Source organism: Pseudomonas sp., from assembly GCF_049300855.1.
Classification (GTDB): Bacteria; Pseudomonadota; Gammaproteobacteria; order Pseudomonadales; family Pseudomonadaceae; genus Aquipseudomonas.
This window is the reverse complement of sequence record NZ_JBAQKH010000023.1, coordinates 92,912-110,158: the sequence shown is the minus strand read 5'-3', so window position 1 is coordinate 110,158 and position 17,247 is coordinate 92,912. Positions and strand designations below refer to the sequence as shown.

Below are 17,247 nucleotides of genomic sequence, written 5' to 3'. Positions count from 1 at the left end.
TTCCCACCGGTTTGACTTGAAGGAACGTGTCATGAAACTGATCGGCATGCTGGACTCCCCATACGTACGCCGCGTGGCGATCTCCGCCAAACGCTTGGGGATTGACCTCGAACACGAGTCAGTCTCGGTGTTCCGCCACTTCGAGCAATTCCAGCAGATCAACCCGGTGGTCAAAGCCCCCACGCTGATCCTCGACGACGGCCTGATTCTGATGGACTCGACCCTCATCCTCGACTACCTCGAAGCCAGTTCCGGCAAAAGCCTGCTGCCAACCGACCTGAAACAACGCGCCCACGCCCTGCGCCTGATCGGCCTCAGCCTCGCCGCCTGCGAAAAAGCCGTGCAGCTCTACTACGAACGCAACCTGCGCCCGGCCGACATCCAATACCAGCCATGGGTCGAACGCGTCGAAGGCCAACTCGCCGCCGCGTTCACCGCCCTCGAGCAAGAACTGGAAAAAACCGGCCTGCCCACCGACGGCACCCTCACCCAGGCCGGCATCAGCCTCGCCGTCGCCTGGAGCTTCACCGGCCTCGTCGTCCCCGACCAGATCGACACCCGCCGCTACCCCCACATCGCCCAATACACCGCCTACGCCGAAACCCTCGAAGCGTTCGTCAGCACCCCGATGACCTGACCATGAGCACCACCGACACCGCCGCCCCGGCGTTAAAGGAAATCTTCAACGCCGAACGCTTGCAACACATCGCCCGCGAAATGAGCGCCGTGTACCCGGCGTTCAAGGCCAAGGCGTTTCTCAAGCACGCCCAGGACGGACTCGCTGAATTATCAGTGATGCAACGCATGGCGCGTGTCAGCGAAAGCCTGCACGCCGTGATGCCGCTGGATTACCAAGATTCCCTGGAAGTGCTTTTCGAACTCGCGCCAAGGCTGAACAGCGGATTCGTCAGCATGTGTTTGCCGCACTACGTCGCGAGCTACGGCGGGCACGCGTTCGACACCTCGATGGACGCCCTGAAGTACTTCACCACCTTCGGCTCCTCCGAATTCGCCATCCGCCACTTTTTGCGCAGCGACCTCGAGCGCTCGCTGGAATTGATGCACGACTGGACCCGAGACGAGAACCACCACGTTCGACGACTCGCCAGCGAAGGCAGCCGCCCTCGCCTGCCTTGGTCGTTTCGGTTGGAAGCGGTGCAGGCGGATCCGCAGTTGGCGGCCGGGATACTCGATCGGTTGAAGGCGGATGAGAGTTTGTACGTGCGCAAGTCCGTGGCGAACCATTTGAATGATGTGACGAAGGTGCATCCGGGGTGGGTGTTGGACACGATTGAAGGTTGGTCGCTGGAGAACAAGCACACGGCTTGGATTGCCAAGCATGCTTTGAGAAGTTTGATTAAGCAGGGGGATTTGCGGGCGCTGACGGTGATTGGCGCGGGGGCGAAGGCTGAGGTTGAGTTGTTGGATGTGCGGGTTGAGCCGGCGGTGGTTAGGTTGGGGGAAGCGATTACGTTGTCGTTTGTGGTGAAGTCGACGGTAGCGCGTGAACAGCGGTTGGTGATTGATTATGCGATTGACTATGTGAAGGCGAATGGCGGGGTTTCGGGGAAGGTTTTTAAGTTGAAGACTCTGGCGTTACCAGGATCTGGAAGCACCGTGGTCAAGCGCAAGCAGGTGATTAGTGATTTCTCCACGCGTAAACACCATGTGGGGCGGCATGGCGTTCGGGTGATGGTGAATGGCCAAGTGTTGGCTAGTGCCGGGTTTGACATCGTCATAGGTTGACGGGGTTGAACGACTCTACTTCCTGAATTCCTTGTCCCCTCGCGGCTTTGCGGAGCCGCAAGGGCGTGTCGCTTGTGTTTAAACGGTGAGGCCGCCATCAGTGCAGATCAAAAATCAATTTGCCTGCCGCCGATTGGCGTTTCCGTAGCGTTCTGTCCCGCAACCATGGCCGAAGCGCTAATTGCATTCTGATTAGCCCAATCACGAAGTTTGGTGAACTCGTCTTTACGCATTTTGCTCATGGGTACCAAACGCGAAATCGTCGTTTCAAAATCATCCATGGTCAGGTCGCTTGCATCATCAGAGCCATTCATCCGCCGTGAAAACGCTTCAATCAGCGAGTCGCCAACCCAAGCTTCGATTTCGGCACCAGATAGCACGATGTCTTTGCCAAAATTTGACTCGCCCCCTAGCGCGGACAATCGATCCAGATCAAATTTTGCCGGGTCGCGTTTCGATTTCTTCAGATGTATTTCAAGAATCTTCTTTCTTTCTACTGTCGACGGGAAATCGACGAAAAATATCTCGTCGAATCGCCCCTTCCTCAACAATTCCGGTGGCAAGCTGTTGATATTGTTAGCGGTAGCGAATACAAAGACCGGGCCTGTTTTTTCCTGCATCCAAGTCAACAGCGTGCCGAACACGCGTGTAGCCGTGCCACCATCAGATGCCCCCCCGGAGGAGCCGGAAAGTCCTTTTTCAATTTCATCGATCCATAGGATGCAGGGCGAAATAGCTTCGGCAGTACGTAGAGCGGAACGAATATTGGACTCTGAAGAGCCAACCACTCCCTGGAAGATTTTCCCCATATCCAGACGCAATAAGGGCATATTCCACGACGACGCAACGCATTTCGCCGTTAGAGACTTACCGCAACCTGGGACTCCAGTTAAGAGCAAACCCTTCGGGGTTCCGACACCAAATTCCTGAGCAGCCTGCCCAAAACACTGACTGCGCAAATGGAGCCATTTTTTAAGAGTTGCCAGTCCCCCAACATCCTCAAGACTTACCCTTGAGTCGACGTATTCCAAAATACCTGTTTTCCGAATAATTTGTCTTTTCTCGGAAAGCAGGTCTTTTACAGTCGTCTCATCCAAGCTCAGACTGGAAACCAACGAACGAGACAAAGTATTCTCGATCTCTAACCCGGTAAGACCCAAAGCAGCATCAACCAGCTTTTCTTTAGTATCGCTGGAAAGATCAATCTTAACGCTGCTGTTGCCCTGCCAGGAGTTTACGAAATTATTGATCTGAAGTTTGACTTCATCTCTTGACGGCAATGGGAAATCAACCAGTGTGATTTCCTTTTGAAGATCATTGGCAATTTCAAAGCTGGGTGCCACGACAATGCAATTACTGCGATATCCACGCGAGCGGATATTGATGGCTAAATCTCTAAGTCGACGACGGTAGACAGGATTTGAGCTTGAGGAAAGATAGTTATGAGCATCACAAAAAACGAAGATGTTTTTGCTGCCCTCCTCTTTTGCCTTTTCTTCGCAAAAATCCAGAGCCATTTTCAAGTCAAAGGTTTTATCCCCAGCAACGACGCCGTTGGTCTGTACTCCTAGCGTCGAGTTCCAAACGAACAAACGATGGCTAAGCGACTTGGCGATGTCAGAGATCTCATTGAGTGCACGCTCTTCCTCGAACGTCTCAATGACCAGGATCGCATAACGCGCTTTGAGGTAATCTGTTAACTGCTTGGTACGGTTCATGCTTGTTATCCCTGCGCTTGAACTGATTTATACATGCATCGGAAGACCGGTTTTGGTAACACCGTGACTTGAAACAACGAATTCGACAAATCTTCTAGTGCGGAAAAAGTCAATATCGACTCTGTCGCTGGTTTTGATTATCTGTTTGTGTTGATAGGGATGTATAGCGTTATGTCGATAGCGACCGGCGAGCGTCAAGTCTACGGCTTTAACAACTCGAATCATGGATTCGTTCTGAAATATCTCTTTTGGCGTATAGCCGGTGTAGAGAATCCAGTTTTTCTCGGCATTGACAGCACGTATTAATTGCTCCAAGGCTGGTGCCTGGTCGAGCGGCTCTCCACCGGAGAGGGTAACCCCAGCGACATCTAGAGCGTTTATCCTCTGTGCCAGTTCATGAACAGACATCAGCGTACTCACTTCAGGAGCGTGGGTCGCTTGGTTGAAGCAACCTTTGCAGTTAAGCGCACAGCCCTGCACCCATAGTGTCAAGCGTAATCCGGGGCCGTTAACAGTGCTCAACTCCATGTGGTGCACATTGATTTCCATTTAGAAATTCGCACTGAGAATTTGAAGGGTTTGCTCTTCATGGACTAAGGTGTATTCCGGCTTCCACTCGGTGACAAGTTCTGCAGTAGGCCTGGAAAGTAGAGTCTCAAGTTCTTCAGTAAGTCGTGTGCAAATGTCGCCTTTCACGCCACGCACTTCCTCCGTAATTTCATCGCCGGTGAAAGTGACATGAATGCTGTATTCGTAGTGAGGTCCAAATTCCACCTCAAATCCTTGAGGACTTTCTCTCACTCTGGCTGGAACACCTGACGCCTCTATGCGTTTGATGGTTCCATCAATGACCACGCTGATATAAGCTTTTTGAAAGCTCAAAGCCAATTCAGCCATTAATGCTTCATCGCCAGCTGACGCAGTTCCGCGTTCGATCAGAAGTTTGTATGAGCCCGCCTCAACCTGGCAGACAAACAGGTTGAAATCATCCGCCGCCTGGCCACAAATAGCTCTAAATTGCTGCGTGCCCATATAGCCTATTTTGCTTAAAACCTTTTTACTGAAGTCACTGGAGAATATCGAAACAAGCCCCGTCGTCGGGATGATGCCCATCTTACCGAACGCTTTGGCGATGGTTTCTTCATCGACATAAGAAAATTCAAACGTTGTGCAATGCGACATTATTAAAGCTCCAGCCTGCGACCGGGAGTAACTTCCGCAGCGGTCTGGATGGCAGTTAATACATCAGGGGCGACCTCAATGCTACGTACAGGCACTACGGAGGCCGGTGTCGACTCAGGCGCAACAGTTTTTGAACTCGAGGTTGAAGCACCATCGTTGACGACCATACGACGTCTTTGTCCAGTCTGGGGGGCAACACCTTCACCAAGAAGACTTGCATCAATGGCCTCCAACAGCCTTGTTATTACCATAACGGGATTGGAGGTCAGCTTTTCGTAGAGCTCAATGCGCAATAAAACATCTGCTCCGTCAACGAACTGCAGTTTAAAGAAGTAATTTTGGTTTTCATCGCCAGCGATACCAATGTGCGAGAGCTGATTGAGATCACGAGACAGCTTTATCCAATTATCCCCATCAAACGACGCTACAATTAGTTTCGTCGCTGTTGCGGCAAAAGCATTACTACCCGCGTCAACCTCGCCGGCCTCAAAATTCTGGTAACTGACCAGAATCCTCTCCCCGACGGGAAACCCCAAAGCAGTTGCTAAATATTCATTCGTCGAAAAATCGATATCTGCGTGAAACTTCAGGCTTTTCGAATAAGTGTAAAGAGCAAAAACGGCGGCTATTGCATAGCCTACCGATCTCAGCATGTCTTCCGGTACAAGAACCGCAAAAATCAGGCAGATAAAAGCGATGATCGCGTAACCGTAATAAACGGCTTTCTGTGTATGGAGTTTCTTATTTCTATATGCCTGAAAGGTTTTGCCGGGAACATATTTTTTCGAAAATCCCACGAGCAGGGTGCCGCCACCAAAAAAAATCAGACAAAGAAGACCCATTGCAGCCTGGCGCATTTTGCCATTCTGCAACCCTTCAACAAACATCCACGCACCGCCAATGATGAAGACAGGTAAGAATGCCAGGATTACAAGCCCCAATATCTTACCTTTGGTGGCCAACATCATTTTCCACATCGGGATAGTTTTAATCATTTACAAACCTTATTGAGTCGGTACAGAAGCGCGTAGTGAGAGGATGACTGAAGAGCGGATCATGGCACTATGCTACGTGACGATCTTTGATTAATCACGCACTGTTGCGTGTGTCATTCGTCTTAAACAGCCTGTGCAGAAAGGCCCCCCTCGTCGTACGGGTAGTCAGTTTGCGATTTCGGCGTTATCAAATGCTTGATACACCGCGAACTGGCCGAGCATTTGCTCAGTGCCGAGCGGCGGAGCCAAAGGTTGGCTTGGGGTTGGCGAGTAGGGATTCGCTGTGAACATGAGGTTGGCCAGCTAGATGCGTTGCGGTTGGTTAGTGCTGGCCGGCGCCAATTCATTGAGCTGACCATGTAGGTAACAAGCACGTTAGTTACCAACTTCCGTAAGGAATACCGTATTTATCGATATACCGCTTGGATTTTTCGCTGACAGGATACGCATAGCGCCCTTGGTTCTTACCTTGACTAGGCCCCAGCGGTTCAACTTCTGCCTGTGCTGTAGCGACCTTGACGGGACGATGGCACTCGTCCCGAACAAAAACCTGTACAACGCCCCCTGGAGCCAAACCCAAATAAATAGATGCGCTGTAGCTGGCCTGTTCCTCCGGTGTTTCCGGGCAGCGCTGACTGACTGATTGCACCATCAGTTGCCTCGCCTCTTCAGGCACATCCAACCAAACCTGATAGGTCTGCGGCTCAACAATGGATTGCCAGCGCACGTAAATGCGTTTGGGCAAGCCAGCGCCAACCACTGGTGTCGCAGCCGCACCTACCGCATGCCAACCGCGCGCGGACTCTTTGCCGTTTTCTGGCTCCCCGCCAGCGGCCGTCCCTCCTCCTGTGCGCGTGAATAGCTTGCCGTTTATGTCTTCAACGGCACTGTCCTCAACCCAAACCTTCATGTAATAGGGTTCGGTGAACGCAAGCTCCCATGAATCGGATTTCGGGTCGTTTTTTCCGGACAGAGGATAGGCAGACTGGCAGCCGCTCAGGAACAACACACATACCGCCACGATGCATTGCTTCATTGGTTTATCGCTTACCAACTACCGTAAGGAATTCCGAACTTTTCGATATATCGCTTGGACTTTTCACTGACGGGATAAGCGTAACGCCCTTGGGTTTTCCCCTGACTCGGCCCCAACGGTTCGATTTCGGCCTGCGCTTTCGCCACTTCGACCGGATGGTGACATGAGTCTCTTACCCAAACCTGGATGGCCCCGCCGGGAGCTAAACCCAGATAGACAGAAGATATATAGGTAGCTGTCTGGTCTGGAGTTTTCGCGCAGCGTTGATTCACCGATTTCAGCATCAGTTGTCTGGCCTCTTCGGGTATATCCACCCAGGCTCGATAGGTCTGAGGTTCTACGATGGACTGCCAGCGAACGAAGATCCGTTTCGGGAGATCAGCACCCACTACTGCTTTCGCGGAACTGCCCACACCGTGCCAACCTCGCGCTGACTCTGTTCCATCTTCTGGCTGCCCACCCGATGCGGACCCCTTTCCCGTACGAAGAAACGTCTTTCCTTTGATGTCTTCGACGGAAGTGTTTCAACCCACACCTTCATGTAATTAGGCTCGGTGAACGCGAGTTCCCACCATGGAGACCTAGGATCATTTTTTGTGGAAAGCGGATCAGTTGACTGGCAACCGGTAATTAACAAAGCACCAAGCATCGTTATCAGTTGTTTCATTGGGCGACAATTACCAACTCCCATAGGGAATGCCGTACTTGTCGATATACCGCTGCGCCTTTTCACTCACGGGATAAGCATATTGACCACCGTTCTTGCCCAACTCGGGCCCCAGCGGCTCCAGCTCAGCCTGAGTGCGGGCTACTTTAATTGGTCGACGACACAAATCTCTGACCCACACTTGCACCACACCACCAGGGGCGAGTCCCAAATAGACGGAGGCCATGAAGCGTGCTGTTTTCTCGGGAGTTTCCGGGCAGCGCTGATGGGTAGACGTCACCATCACTTGCCTGGCTTCTTCAGGGATATCTACCCACGCCCGGTAAGTTTTTTGCTCTGGAATCGATTGCCAGCGGACAAAGATCCGCTTAGGCAGCCCTGCCCCAATAACCGGTTTGCCTGTACCACCAACGCCTATCCAGCCGCGCGCCGATTCTTTGTCGTCATTCGGCTCTGCACCGCTGGCGTTCCCTCCCCCGGCTCGCAGAAAGGTCTTACCGTCAATGTCTTCCACAGAGCTGTCTTCAACCCACACGTTCATGAAATTGGGTTTGATGAACGCCAGCTCCCACCACGGGTATTTGGGATCATTTTCACCTGAGTTGGAGCTTGTTGCGTGACAGCCTGTGAAGGCCAAAACGCTCAATAGAGCTACGAGTATTCTCATTACCAAAGCTTCCAATCAGCTACGTGAGGATGCTGCACGCGAATGCCATCCTCCGTGGGTGCATTGATGTAAACGGCTCTCAAACCGCTGCCGTCACGTCTCCCTTGCGGGTGATTCCAGTTGGCAGAGGTGTGGATGTATTTCAGTTTCAGCAATTGCTCTTCTTCTGCGGTGGTGCTGTAGTCGCCGGCGATGAATCTGTCACAGAGCGATTGCAGTTCCTGGGGAACGGCATACTCGGTTCGTCCAGGAATGTCGGTGAACGGCACACCTTTTTCTTTGGCCAACTGATACATCACTCTCAAGTAAACCGTTGAGAGTTTGCCACTAACCGGGCGTTTGAGTTGTAGCCCAGCGTATACGCGTTTTTGCTTAGGCCCGAAACGATCTTGCGGATCGGCCGGCAAAGCGAGCGCAGTGGGCGTTACGATTTCCAACAGATGAGCAGGCCAGCCTTTGGCTACCCACTGACTTTTTACCCGAGCGGCATCCTGATAGATCGAGGTTGTTTTCACGTCAGTGTTGCTCCAAACATCAAGTGTTTGCATGGGACTGACCAAAACACACTCTTCGACTTCATCGAGGTAGCTGCCCCCGATATCCGAGTGGACACCTGGAAATGCGTATTCTGGATAGTCGGGTTTGACGTTACTGAGGGCGAAGTTGGCCCGACATTCGTCGCGCGCGACCAAGTGGACGATGTCTTTGAAAAAACGCGGATCAAGGTACAGTTTTACGCCCGGTGCTATGGGGCTTTTCACCCTGCCAAGATTGGTGAAGCCAGCAATTGACGGCACTGTATCGAACAGCCCAATGAAGCCCATTCGGATACTGCTACCGTACTGGTCGACAAAGGTACGGGCGAAATTATGCGCGTAAGTGGCCAATAGATCCCTTAGCGGCCCCTGCTTGCCTCGTACTATTTCATTTGAGAAATGACGAGCTGCCGCTGCGCCACGACTAAATCCGAAAGTGTCAAAGGTGATCGATGTAATTTCACTGTTGGGATTCTCTTGAAGGGCATCCTCAAGGACTTGTTTGATGAAGGTAAACGAAGTCTGAACACGCCCTGCGACTCCTGTCTCTCCACGCCCCATGCCTTGACCGACCAAACTGTCTTTTTCATTGGATTGAGTACCAATGCCTTCAATGTACAAAGGGCGGGATACCTGCTTTATCGGTCCCTCTCCTTCAGCAATCGGAGCTTCGTAATACAGGTCGGCAAGCTTCTTTATGTTGGTCGCGCCAGCGCCGTAACTGCTGTCCGGATCCCCCATATAGGGCTCACAACTAGCAGGAATATCCTCCGGCGCAATCGGATGCTGCGCCCCACACAGCAATCCCGCCGCCGTGTTATTCGCATTATTCCCAGTGCCATCAAAGAACACCCCAATTCTCAACGCGATCCCGATTTTCTCGGGTTCGCGCGCAGGTTCTTTCCCGTGTTTCTCATATTCCGCCCAACGCTGGGCGTGAATATCGACGGGTTTGGCTTCTTCGTAGCGGTGGTTTTTCGGGGGGTTGGGTACGTAGCCACTCATCCGTGATTCCTGGTTCTGATCCTTGAGAACGGCCCGAAGGTTGACAGCCGAGGCTGGGGGGCGCAAGCCGTGGCCGTGTGCCAGCCGGGGTGTGACAGCGGGGTTCGACGAGGGTTTCCCCCTCGTCGGGGTGGGGGTTAGCTGGCGATTTCGACGTTATCCAGCGCTTGGTTGACGGCGATTTCGCCGAGCATCACGACTTGGGCAATGCCCAGTGCGGTTTTGCGGTGTGAGGTGTCGAGCATGGCGGCGAAGTTGAGGAGCATTTCGCTGGCGGAGCCGAGGGTTTCGCTGGCGTTGGCGAGCAGGGATTCGCTGTTGTACTTGGGGTTGGCGAGGTACATGCGTTCGGGTTGTTGGGTGCTGGCCATGATTTGGCTGGCGGGTTTGAGGTAGTGGTCGAGGGCGCGTTCGGCGGCTTCGTGGAATCGTTTGGAGTCGGGGGATTCGTAGGGGGATGTGGGGTCGGTTTCGGGTGGGTTGGGTGTTGGTTTGATCATGGTGAAACTCCTAGTTAATAAAAAGGAGCCTTCACATTCGCTACCAAACGAAGGTGGCGGCCATACGCGGGTTGGTAGACCGGTAACTAGGACCCGGCACACCCGAAGGTGTCCTGCGCATGGCCACCATTGAGCAGAGACCTGATGAGGTCTGCGAACGGTTCGCGATGCGACCAGTTATGGCGGGCTACCAAACCCGATCGCTGTTTTTCAGCGACCGACAGACAATAGAACCCGCGACCTAGGCGCACAAGCCGGCGGATTCTGGCTTAGTCGTAGGTAACGGCGCAAGGCGTTGTAGGGTTTCGGTGGTTACTGGAGGCTTCGTTTAAACAGTAGTGTTTTTTCTGTTTATGAAGCTGGGGAAGGCCAAGGTTGGTGGCAGCTAAAGGTGGTCGGCAATTCGGTGACTGATGTGTTGTTTGGGCTGGTGCTTTCGCGAGCGAGCTCGCTCCCACAGGGTGTGGGTCTGGTTTTAGATAAGTGGTGATTGGGCTGGCGTCATCGCGAGCAGGCTCACTCCAGGTTTTGTGTTTGTCTCTGGGTTAGGCGCCTTGTCGTTGGATGCGGAATACGAGGCTGGGGGCTTTGCCGGGTACGTCGTCAAGATCGCCGAAGCGCTGCATGCCGATCTTTTCCAGAACGCGGATTGAGGCGGCGTGGTCGGGTCTGACCAGTCCGAAGACTTCGGGTAAGCCGAGGTGGTGGAATGCGTGGGTCAGCGCGGTTTGGGCGGCTTCTGTTGCGTAGCCGTTTCCCCACGCTTCGACGGCGAAGCGGTAGCCGAGGTTGATGACCGGTTTTCCCAGGTAGTCATGGGCAGCGATGCCGGCGAATCCGAAGATTTTTTCGGGGGCTTGAGTGCTGCTGATTGCCCACCATCCGTAGCCATGGTTGGTCCAGTGTTGTAGCCAGCGATCTAGCAAGGCTTCAGCCTGGGCGATGTCGGTCATGGGGCCGGCGGGGTTGAACTGGTTGGTTTTTGGGTCGCTGAAAATTGCGAATACGTTGGGTAGGTCTGCTTGTTGGGGGCGTCTGTAGATCAGCCGTGGGGAAGTGTCTGACATGGTCGAGGCCTTGGAATTCTGGGTGGGTCATTGGGTTGTGTGGTGGTTGGGCTGGCGCTATCGCGGGCAAGCCCGCTCCCACAGGGATTTGTGGTTGTTTTGGGGTTTGCGTTGGCTGCGCTGGCGATCGCGAGCAAGCTCGCTCCCACAGGGATTGGGGGATGATTAGGGTCGGTGGCGTGTCATGTTGATCAACGCTGAACGTTTGCCACCCGGTGCCGGGCGTTCTTCGATGGAGAACGGCACGAAGCCGAGTTTCGGGTAGAGCAGCAGTCCAGCAGTGTTTTCGTTGAAGCAGGACAGTTGCACTTCCTTGGCCTGGTATTTTTCGAAACCCACTGCGGTCATGGTCTCGACTATGTAGCGCGCAACCCCCTGGCCACGAGCGTAGGGCACGACGATGACGTTGCCGATGCAGCAGATGCCATCGTGCTCAGCGCGGTAGAAGTTGGCGAAGCCAACGAACTCGCCGTTGGCCAGAAAAGCCGTGGAGTCGAAGCGTTGGCTGATTGCGCTGTGCATCTGCTCTTCCGTCAGCGGGAAGTTGGCTTTCGGGAACATGAAGAACAGCTCTTGTTCGCCTTGGGGAAAGCGGCAGAGGGTGTTGACGTCGTCGGCCGTCACTGGCCGGTGGGAGAAATTCATCGCTGCCCTGCCCTCACTGTTTACCCGCCAGATGATGCGCCACCAAGGCGTTGGCATGACCGTGGCCCATGCCGTGTTCCTCCTTGAGCCACGCCACCAGTTCCATGTGTTTCTTGTCGGTGATGCCGGCGAGCAGGCTCAGCCAGTGTTCGATGGGCTGGCCGTACTTCTTTTCGATGGAGGGAAAGTACGACGCCGGGCCTTTTACCTTGTTGTCTTCACTCATGCTGCAAGCTCCCTGTGGTCACGACGGAGGGTCGGCGGACGCTCCTTGTCGGCAGGTCATAGAGTGGACGCGAAGTGCGGTTCCGGCAACTGCCCCGCACTGCCAGACACCACAAAAAACTGTGGGAGCGAGCTTGCTCGCGAAAGGGCCGTGTCAGCCAACATCATCGTAGGCTGGCACACCGCTTTCGCGAGCAAGCTCGCTCCCACAGGGATTGAGGTGAATGGAATTACTGCGAATGGGTGCGCCCCGGCAGCATCCGCACCAGCGTGTTATCCCGCACCCAATAATGGTGAAACAACCCGGCCGCCGCGTGCAGCCCGATCAGCCAGTAGCCGGTGCTGCCAATCAGTTCATGCCAGTACTTAAGTTGTTTGGCAAAGTCCGGGTCGATGGCCACCGGTGCCGGGACGTGGAAGCCGAAGTACGGAAACGGTTTGTCGGCGGCGGCGAGCATTAGCCAGGCGAGGATTGGGGTAGCGATCATCAGGCCGTACAGCGCCAAGTGTGTCAGGTGCGCGATGCCGGTCTGCCACGCCGGTGGTTTGGGGGTGATCGGTGGGCGTGGGCTGAGGCGGCCGAGCAGGCGGATCCAGACGAGGGCGAAGATGCTCGCGCCGAACAGGCCATGGAAGCCCATCAGCAAGCCGCGCGCTTCGCTGCCCTTGGGCAGGTAGCCTTTGATTTCGACGCAGGCGTAGACGCCGACAAACAGCGCCAGCATCAGCCAGTGCAGGGTGATTGAGAGTTTTCCATAACGGGTTACGGCGATGTCGCGGGTCATAAGCTGCGCCTCGTGATTGTCATGAGTAACGGTCGATGCGTTCGACCGTCTCGATCCGGTTGCCGGGCGAACCGACGGCGTTACCCTGCCCGCCCAGTCTTAAGAGAGTCTGAAGACAGAGCGTCAGGTTAACCTTTTTTCACCTTCAGACTTCGTTAAGAAATGCCTCCGATACTCGCCTCAAACCTATTGAGGGAGGCGTTCTGCCCATGCCCGATTTCGACTGGAACATCCCCCTGCCCCTGCGCTTCGGTCAAGCCGAAACGCCGCAGATGACACTGACCGGCGCGCTGCCCGACGACACTCTGCGAGCGACGTTTGAAAGCTTTATCCAGCAACGCTTTCGCAAGGCCCACGGCGCCGACATTCGCCATTTCATGCCTGAGCTGTTCGGCATGCACAACGGTGACGGCGAGTTGTGCGCGGTGGCTGGGGTGCGTCGCGCGCATCTGGAATCACTGTTCCTTGAGCGCTATCTGGATGAGCCGATCGAGCCGTTGATCAGCGCGGCGGCGGATCGTGCGGTCGAGCGCAGCGCCATCGTCGAAGTCGGCAACCTCGCCGCCAACGACACCGGCAGTGCGCGCCTGAGCATCATCGCCATCACCTACCTGCTGGCCATGGGCGGCCTGGAATGGGTGACGTTCACCGGCAACATCGGCCTGGTCAACAGCTTCCATCGCCTGGGTTTGAAGCCAGTGACATTGTGCGCCGCTGACCCGGAACGATTGGGTGACGAGCGTCAACACTGGGGCAGTTATTACGAAAGTAAACCTTGGGTGCACGTCGGCAACATCCGCGCCGGGTTCATCCATTTGCGCAATATCGGCCTGTTTACCCGCCTGGGTTTGCCCGGTTCGATTGAAGGAGCCTGTCATGTCGCTTGAACTGCAACGCTTCCAGGAAACCCTGCGCGACCATGCCCGGCGCAATGACAACGCGACCGCTTTGTGGGGCGACACGCTGAAACTCGATTACGCCACGCTGTACGCCGAGGTGTTATATCGCCAGGAGCGTTTGCGCGACGAGCAGGCGCAAGTGATTGCGCTGGCGTTGGACAACGGCGTCGACGCGATGCTCTGGGATCTGGCCGTGCTGTTCGAGGGCCTGACCTGCGTGACGCTGCCGCCGTTTTTCAGTGCGGCGCAACGCGCCCATTGTCTGCAACAGAGCCAGGCCGAACGGGTGATCGCCGAACCGGGGCTGGGCGCCGAACTGCTTGCGGCCGGCTATGAACAACGTGGCGAGTTCTGGTGCCGCGCGTTCAGTGGCCCCAGTCGCATGCCGCCCGACACTGCGAAACTCACCTTCACGTCCGGCACCACCGGCACGCCGAAAGGCGTGTGCCTGAGCGCCGACAGCCTGCTTCGGGTGGCACGGGAGTTGGATCAGGCCAGCGAAGCCACCGGCCCTCAGCATCACTTGGCGCTGTTGCCGTTGGCGATCCTGCTGGAGAACCTCGGCTGTTACGCCGCGCTGTATGCCGGCGCCACGCTCAGTTTGCCGAGCCAGAAAACCCTCGGCATTCAGGGCGCCAGCGGCGTCGAGATTCCGCGCTTGCTCGGTTATCTGGCCAGCCGTGCGCCGGAGAGTCTGATCCTGGTGCCGCAGTTGCTGTTGTTGCTGGTCAGCGCCGCCGAACAGAAAGCCTTCGACCCGCAAACCCTGCGCTTTGCCGCTGTCGGCGGTGCGCGGGTCTCGGAGGACCTGCTGCACCGCGCGCAACGGGTCGGGCTGCCGGTTTACGAGGGTTACGGCTTGTCCGAATGCGCGTCGGTGGTGTGCCTCAATCGCCCCGGTGCGCGCCGCCCCGGCAGCGTCGGCCGACCGCTGCCGCATGTTGAAGTACGCTTGGCCGAGGACGGCGAAGTGCTGATCAGGGGTTCGTCGTTGCTCGGTTATCTGGGCGACGCGCCGTACGCCGATGAGTGGTGGCCGAGCGGCGATCTGGGCGAGTTCGACCCGGAAGGTTTTCTCTATCTCAAGGGCCGCAAGAAGCACCAGTTCGTCACCAGTTTCGGGCGCAACGTCAACCCGGAATGGGTCGAGTCCGAGCTGACCCAGCGCCGCCACATCGCCCAGGCATTCGTTTACGGCGAAGCATTGCCGCATAACCACGCCCTGCTCTGGCCGCATCGCCCGGACTGCACCGATGCCGAACTGGCCGCTGCCGTCGCCGAAGCCAACGAGGCCTTGCCCGATTACGCCCAGGTGCATCAGTGGACACGCCTGCCGCAACCCTTCAGCGCCGCCAATGGCTTGCTCACCGCCAATGGCCGCCCGCGCCGCGACGCCATCGTCGCGCAGTACCACGCGCAATTGACCGAATCCGCTGTTTCCGAGGAGTCCGCATCATGAGTTTTTTTGACACCCTGCAAGAAGCCACACAACAGGAACGCCACGAACTGTTCAACCTGCCGATCATCGTCAATGCCCTGCAAGGCAAGGTCAGCCTCGACAGTTATCGGGCGTTTCTCGCGCAGGCGTATTACCACGTGCGCCACACCGTGCCGTTGATGATGGCTTGCGGCGCGCGTCTGCCGACCCGTCTGGAATGGCTGCGCAAAGCGGTGGCCGAGTACATCGAAGACGAATACGGCCACGAGCACTGGGTGCTCAACGACATCGCCGCGTGTGGCGGTGATCGCGATGCGGTGCGCGACGGGCAGCCGTCGTTGTCGATTGAGCTGATGGTCAGCTTCCTTTACGACCTGATCGCCCGGGGCAATCCGGTCGGTCTGTTCGGCATGGTCAACGTGCTCGAAGGTACCAGCATCGCCCTGGCCACCCACGCGGCGGGCAGCATTCGCGAGCGTCTGGCGTTGCCGGAAACGGCGTTCAGTTACTTGAGCTCCCACGGTTCGCTCGACATCGAGCACATGCAAACCTACCGGCGCCTGATGAATCAGCTGGAAGATCCTGCCGATCAAGCCGCCGTGATCCATGCCTCGAAAGTCGTCTATCGCCTGTACACCGACATGTTCCGTGGCTTGCCGCGTGACGCGGAGGCTCAATATGCAGCTGCGTGATGCGCGGGTGGTGTTGACCGGTGCCAGTGGCGGCATCGGCCTGGCCATCGCCGAAACCTTGTGCGCTGCCGGTGCCCACGTGCTGGCGGTGGCGCGGCATCAAGAGGCGCTGGCGCCGTTGCTCAAGCGCTACCCCGAGTCGTTGTGCTGGGTCGCGGCTGACCTGACCTTCCTCAGCGACCGCCGTAAAGTGCTGGTCGCCGCCGAAGCCATCGGTGGCATCAACCTGCTGATCAACGCCGCCGGGGTCAACCACTTCGCCATGCTCGAACAGCTGGATGACAGCGACATCAACGCGATGCTGGCGGTGAACATCAGTGCGCCGATATGCCTGACCAAACTGCTGTTGCCGCTGCTCAAGCAGGCCGACAGCGCGATGGTGGTGAATGTCGGCTCGACCTATGGCTCGATCGGCTACCCGGGTTACGCCAGTTACTGCGCGACCAAATTCGCCCTGCGCGGGTTTTCCGAAGCGCTGCGCCGCGAGCTCGCCGACACTCGCGTCAGCGTGCTGTACGTCGCGCCACGCGCCACGCGCACCTCGATGAACAGCGCCGCCGCGCAAGCTTTGAACGACGCGCTCAAGGCCAACGTCGACGATCCGCAAACCGTGGCCTCGGCGGTCATCCACGCGATTGCCGGTGATCGCCGCGACCTCTACCTCGGCTGGCCGGAACGCTTCTTCGTCCGCCTGAACAATCTGCTCCCGCATCTGGTCGATCGAGGCCTGCGCAAGCAATTGCCGCTGATCCGCCGCCTCAGTGAAAAACCTGACAACGAGTCGCCAAAGCCATGAAAAAACTATCCGCATGCCTGCTGCTCGCCGCCCTGAGTCAAAGCGTCTGGGCGCTGGAACCGGCCGACCAGCAACGTCTGGAGGGCATCCAGCAGGGCTGGGCGCACATCCAATATGAGGTGGCGGAAAAACAGCGCGCCGCCGCGTTCGAGCAATTGGCCAACGAGGCCAATGCGTTCACCACCCAGCGCCCGGCGGTGGCCGAAGCGTGGATCTGGAAAGGCATCGTCACCAGCAGTTGGGCCGGTGCCGAGGGCGGCCTCGGTGCCTTGGGCAAAGCCAAGGACGCCAAGGCCGATCTGGAGAAATCCCTGACCCTCGACCCCAAGGCCCTGCAAGGCTCGGCCTACACCAGCCTCGCCGCGCTCTATGACCGGGTGCCCGGCTGGCCCATCGGTTTCGGCGACAGCGACAAGGCCGAGCAACTGCTCAAGCAAGCCTTGCAACTGAACCCCAACGGCATCGACAGCCTGTACTTCTGGGGCGATCACCTCTACCGTCAGAAGCGCTACGCTGAAGCCAAAGCAGCCCTGCTCAAAGCCCAACAAGCCGCGCCGCGTCCGGGCCGGGAAAGTGCCGATGCCGGGCGTCGCAAAGAGATCGCCGCCCTGCTGGTGGACGTGAACAAGAAACTCGACTGACAGGAGT

General features: G+C 56.5%; 19 protein-coding genes and 1 pseudogene. 7 read left to right on the top strand and 13 right to left on the bottom strand.

Translation table 11 applies throughout. The features are described from left to right. The first annotated feature begins 31 nt into the window (after nt 1–31). A complete protein-coding gene (locus WA225_RS08285) occupies nt 32–637 on the top strand; it encodes a glutathione S-transferase (protein ID WP_422607569.1) in 606 nt (201 codons plus the stop codon). 2 nt (nt 638–639) lie between these two features. Continuing rightward, on the top strand, nt 640–1,746 hold the full coding sequence (locus WA225_RS08280; protein ID WP_422607568.1) for a DNA alkylation repair protein: 1,107 nt from the start codon (nt 640–642) through the stop codon (nt 1,744–1,746). Nucleotides 1,747–1,853: 107 nt separating this feature from the next. Here the strand turns inward: WA225_RS08280 and WA225_RS08275 are convergent, their stop codons facing one another. The 13 genes and pseudogenes from WA225_RS08275 to WA225_RS08215 form a co-directional block, all read right to left on the bottom strand. Further along, complete coding sequence (locus WA225_RS08275) at nt 1,854–3,464, bottom strand: AAA family ATPase (protein ID WP_422607567.1); 1,611 nt, start codon at nt 3,462–3,464, stop codon at nt 1,854–1,856. Nucleotides 3,465–3,491: 27 nt separating this feature from the next. Next, entirely contained in the window at nt 3,492–4,013 is a 522-nt protein-coding gene (locus WA225_RS08270) for a 4Fe-4S single cluster domain-containing protein (RefSeq protein WP_422607566.1), read from the bottom strand. After that, the gene (locus WA225_RS08265) at nt 4,014–4,646 is read right to left on the bottom strand and encodes a DUF2997 domain-containing protein (RefSeq protein ID WP_422607565.1); all 633 of its coding nucleotides are present in this window, start codon (nt 4,644–4,646) and stop codon (nt 4,014–4,016) included. It abuts the gene before it with no gap. 2 nt (nt 4,647–4,648) lie between these two features. After that, complete coding sequence (locus WA225_RS08260; protein WP_422607564.1) at nt 4,649–5,641, bottom strand: hypothetical protein; 993 nt, start codon at nt 5,639–5,641, stop codon at nt 4,649–4,651. Nucleotides 5,642–6,020: 379 nt separating this feature from the next. Then, nucleotides 6,021–6,677 (bottom strand): DUF2931 family protein, encoded by a 657-nt coding sequence (locus WA225_RS08255; RefSeq protein ID WP_422607563.1) that lies wholly within the window; start codon nt 6,675–6,677, stop codon nt 6,021–6,023. Between the two features lie 11 nt (nt 6,678–6,688). Then, nucleotides 6,689–7,344 (bottom strand): annotated as a pseudogene (locus tag WA225_RS08250) (DUF2931 family protein). Between the two features lie 10 nt (nt 7,345–7,354). Next, entirely contained in the window at nt 7,355–8,011 is a 657-nt protein-coding gene (locus WA225_RS08245) for a DUF2931 family protein (RefSeq protein WP_422607562.1), read from the bottom strand. Then, entirely contained in the window at nt 8,011–9,552 is a 1,542-nt protein-coding gene (locus WA225_RS08240; RefSeq protein ID WP_422607561.1) for a phospholipase effector Tle1 domain-containing protein, read from the bottom strand. Before WA225_RS08240 ends, WA225_RS08245 begins: the two co-directional genes overlap by 1 nt. A 137-nt stretch (nt 9,553–9,689) precedes the next feature. Continuing rightward, complete coding sequence (locus tag WA225_RS08235; RefSeq protein ID WP_095111527.1) at nt 9,690–10,052, bottom strand: DUF6124 family protein; 363 nt, start codon at nt 10,050–10,052, stop codon at nt 9,690–9,692. A 545-nt stretch (nt 10,053–10,597) separates the two neighbouring features. Continuing rightward, nucleotides 10,598–11,119: a GNAT family N-acetyltransferase gene (locus tag WA225_RS08230; protein WP_422607560.1), complete on the bottom strand. Its 522-nt coding sequence runs from the start codon at nt 11,117–11,119 to the stop codon at nt 10,598–10,600. Nucleotides 11,120–11,284: 165 nt separating this feature from the next. Further along, on the bottom strand, nt 11,285–11,764 hold the full coding sequence (locus WA225_RS08225) for a GNAT family N-acetyltransferase (protein WP_422607559.1): 480 nt from the start codon (nt 11,762–11,764) through the stop codon (nt 11,285–11,287). Nucleotides 11,765–11,777: 13 nt separating this feature from the next. After that, on the bottom strand, nt 11,778–11,990 hold the full coding sequence (locus WA225_RS08220) for a DUF4287 domain-containing protein (RefSeq protein WP_422607558.1): 213 nt from the start codon (nt 11,988–11,990) through the stop codon (nt 11,778–11,780). Nucleotides 11,991–12,219: 229 nt separating this feature from the next. Next, nucleotides 12,220–12,774 carry a cytochrome b gene (locus tag WA225_RS08215; RefSeq protein ID WP_422607557.1) on the bottom strand — a complete coding sequence of 185 codons (555 nt, stop codon included), beginning with the start codon at nt 12,772–12,774 and terminating at the stop codon, nt 12,220–12,222. Nucleotides 12,775–12,983: 209 nt separating this feature from the next. Between WA225_RS08215 and WA225_RS08210 the strand changes: the two genes are divergently transcribed. The 5 genes from WA225_RS08210 to WA225_RS08190 are packed head-to-tail and all read left to right on the top strand — an operon-like array spanning nt 12,984 to nt 17,240. Further along, a complete protein-coding gene (locus WA225_RS08210) occupies nt 12,984–13,661 on the top strand; it encodes a thermostable hemolysin (RefSeq protein WP_422607556.1) in 678 nt (225 codons plus the stop codon). Then, on the top strand, nt 13,651–15,132 hold the full coding sequence (locus tag WA225_RS08205) for an AMP-binding protein (RefSeq protein ID WP_422607555.1): 1,482 nt from the start codon (nt 13,651–13,653) through the stop codon (nt 15,130–15,132). The genes WA225_RS08210 and WA225_RS08205 overlap by 11 nt, the downstream gene beginning before the upstream one ends. Beyond that, nucleotides 15,129–15,803 carry a TenA family transcriptional regulator gene (locus WA225_RS08200; protein ID WP_422607554.1) on the top strand — a complete coding sequence of 225 codons (675 nt, stop codon included), beginning with the start codon at nt 15,129–15,131 and terminating at the stop codon, nt 15,801–15,803. The genes WA225_RS08205 and WA225_RS08200 overlap by 4 nt, the downstream gene beginning before the upstream one ends. Beyond that, nucleotides 15,790–16,599 carry an SDR family oxidoreductase gene (locus tag WA225_RS08195; RefSeq protein WP_422607553.1) on the top strand — a complete coding sequence of 270 codons (810 nt, stop codon included), beginning with the start codon at nt 15,790–15,792 and terminating at the stop codon, nt 16,597–16,599. The genes WA225_RS08200 and WA225_RS08195 overlap by 14 nt, the downstream gene beginning before the upstream one ends. Then, the gene (locus tag WA225_RS08190) at nt 16,596–17,240 is read left to right on the top strand and encodes a tetratricopeptide repeat protein (RefSeq protein WP_422607552.1); all 645 of its coding nucleotides are present in this window, start codon (nt 16,596–16,598) and stop codon (nt 17,238–17,240) included. Before WA225_RS08195 ends, WA225_RS08190 begins: the two co-directional genes overlap by 4 nt. The last annotated feature ends 7 nt before the right edge of the window (nt 17,241–17,247 follow it).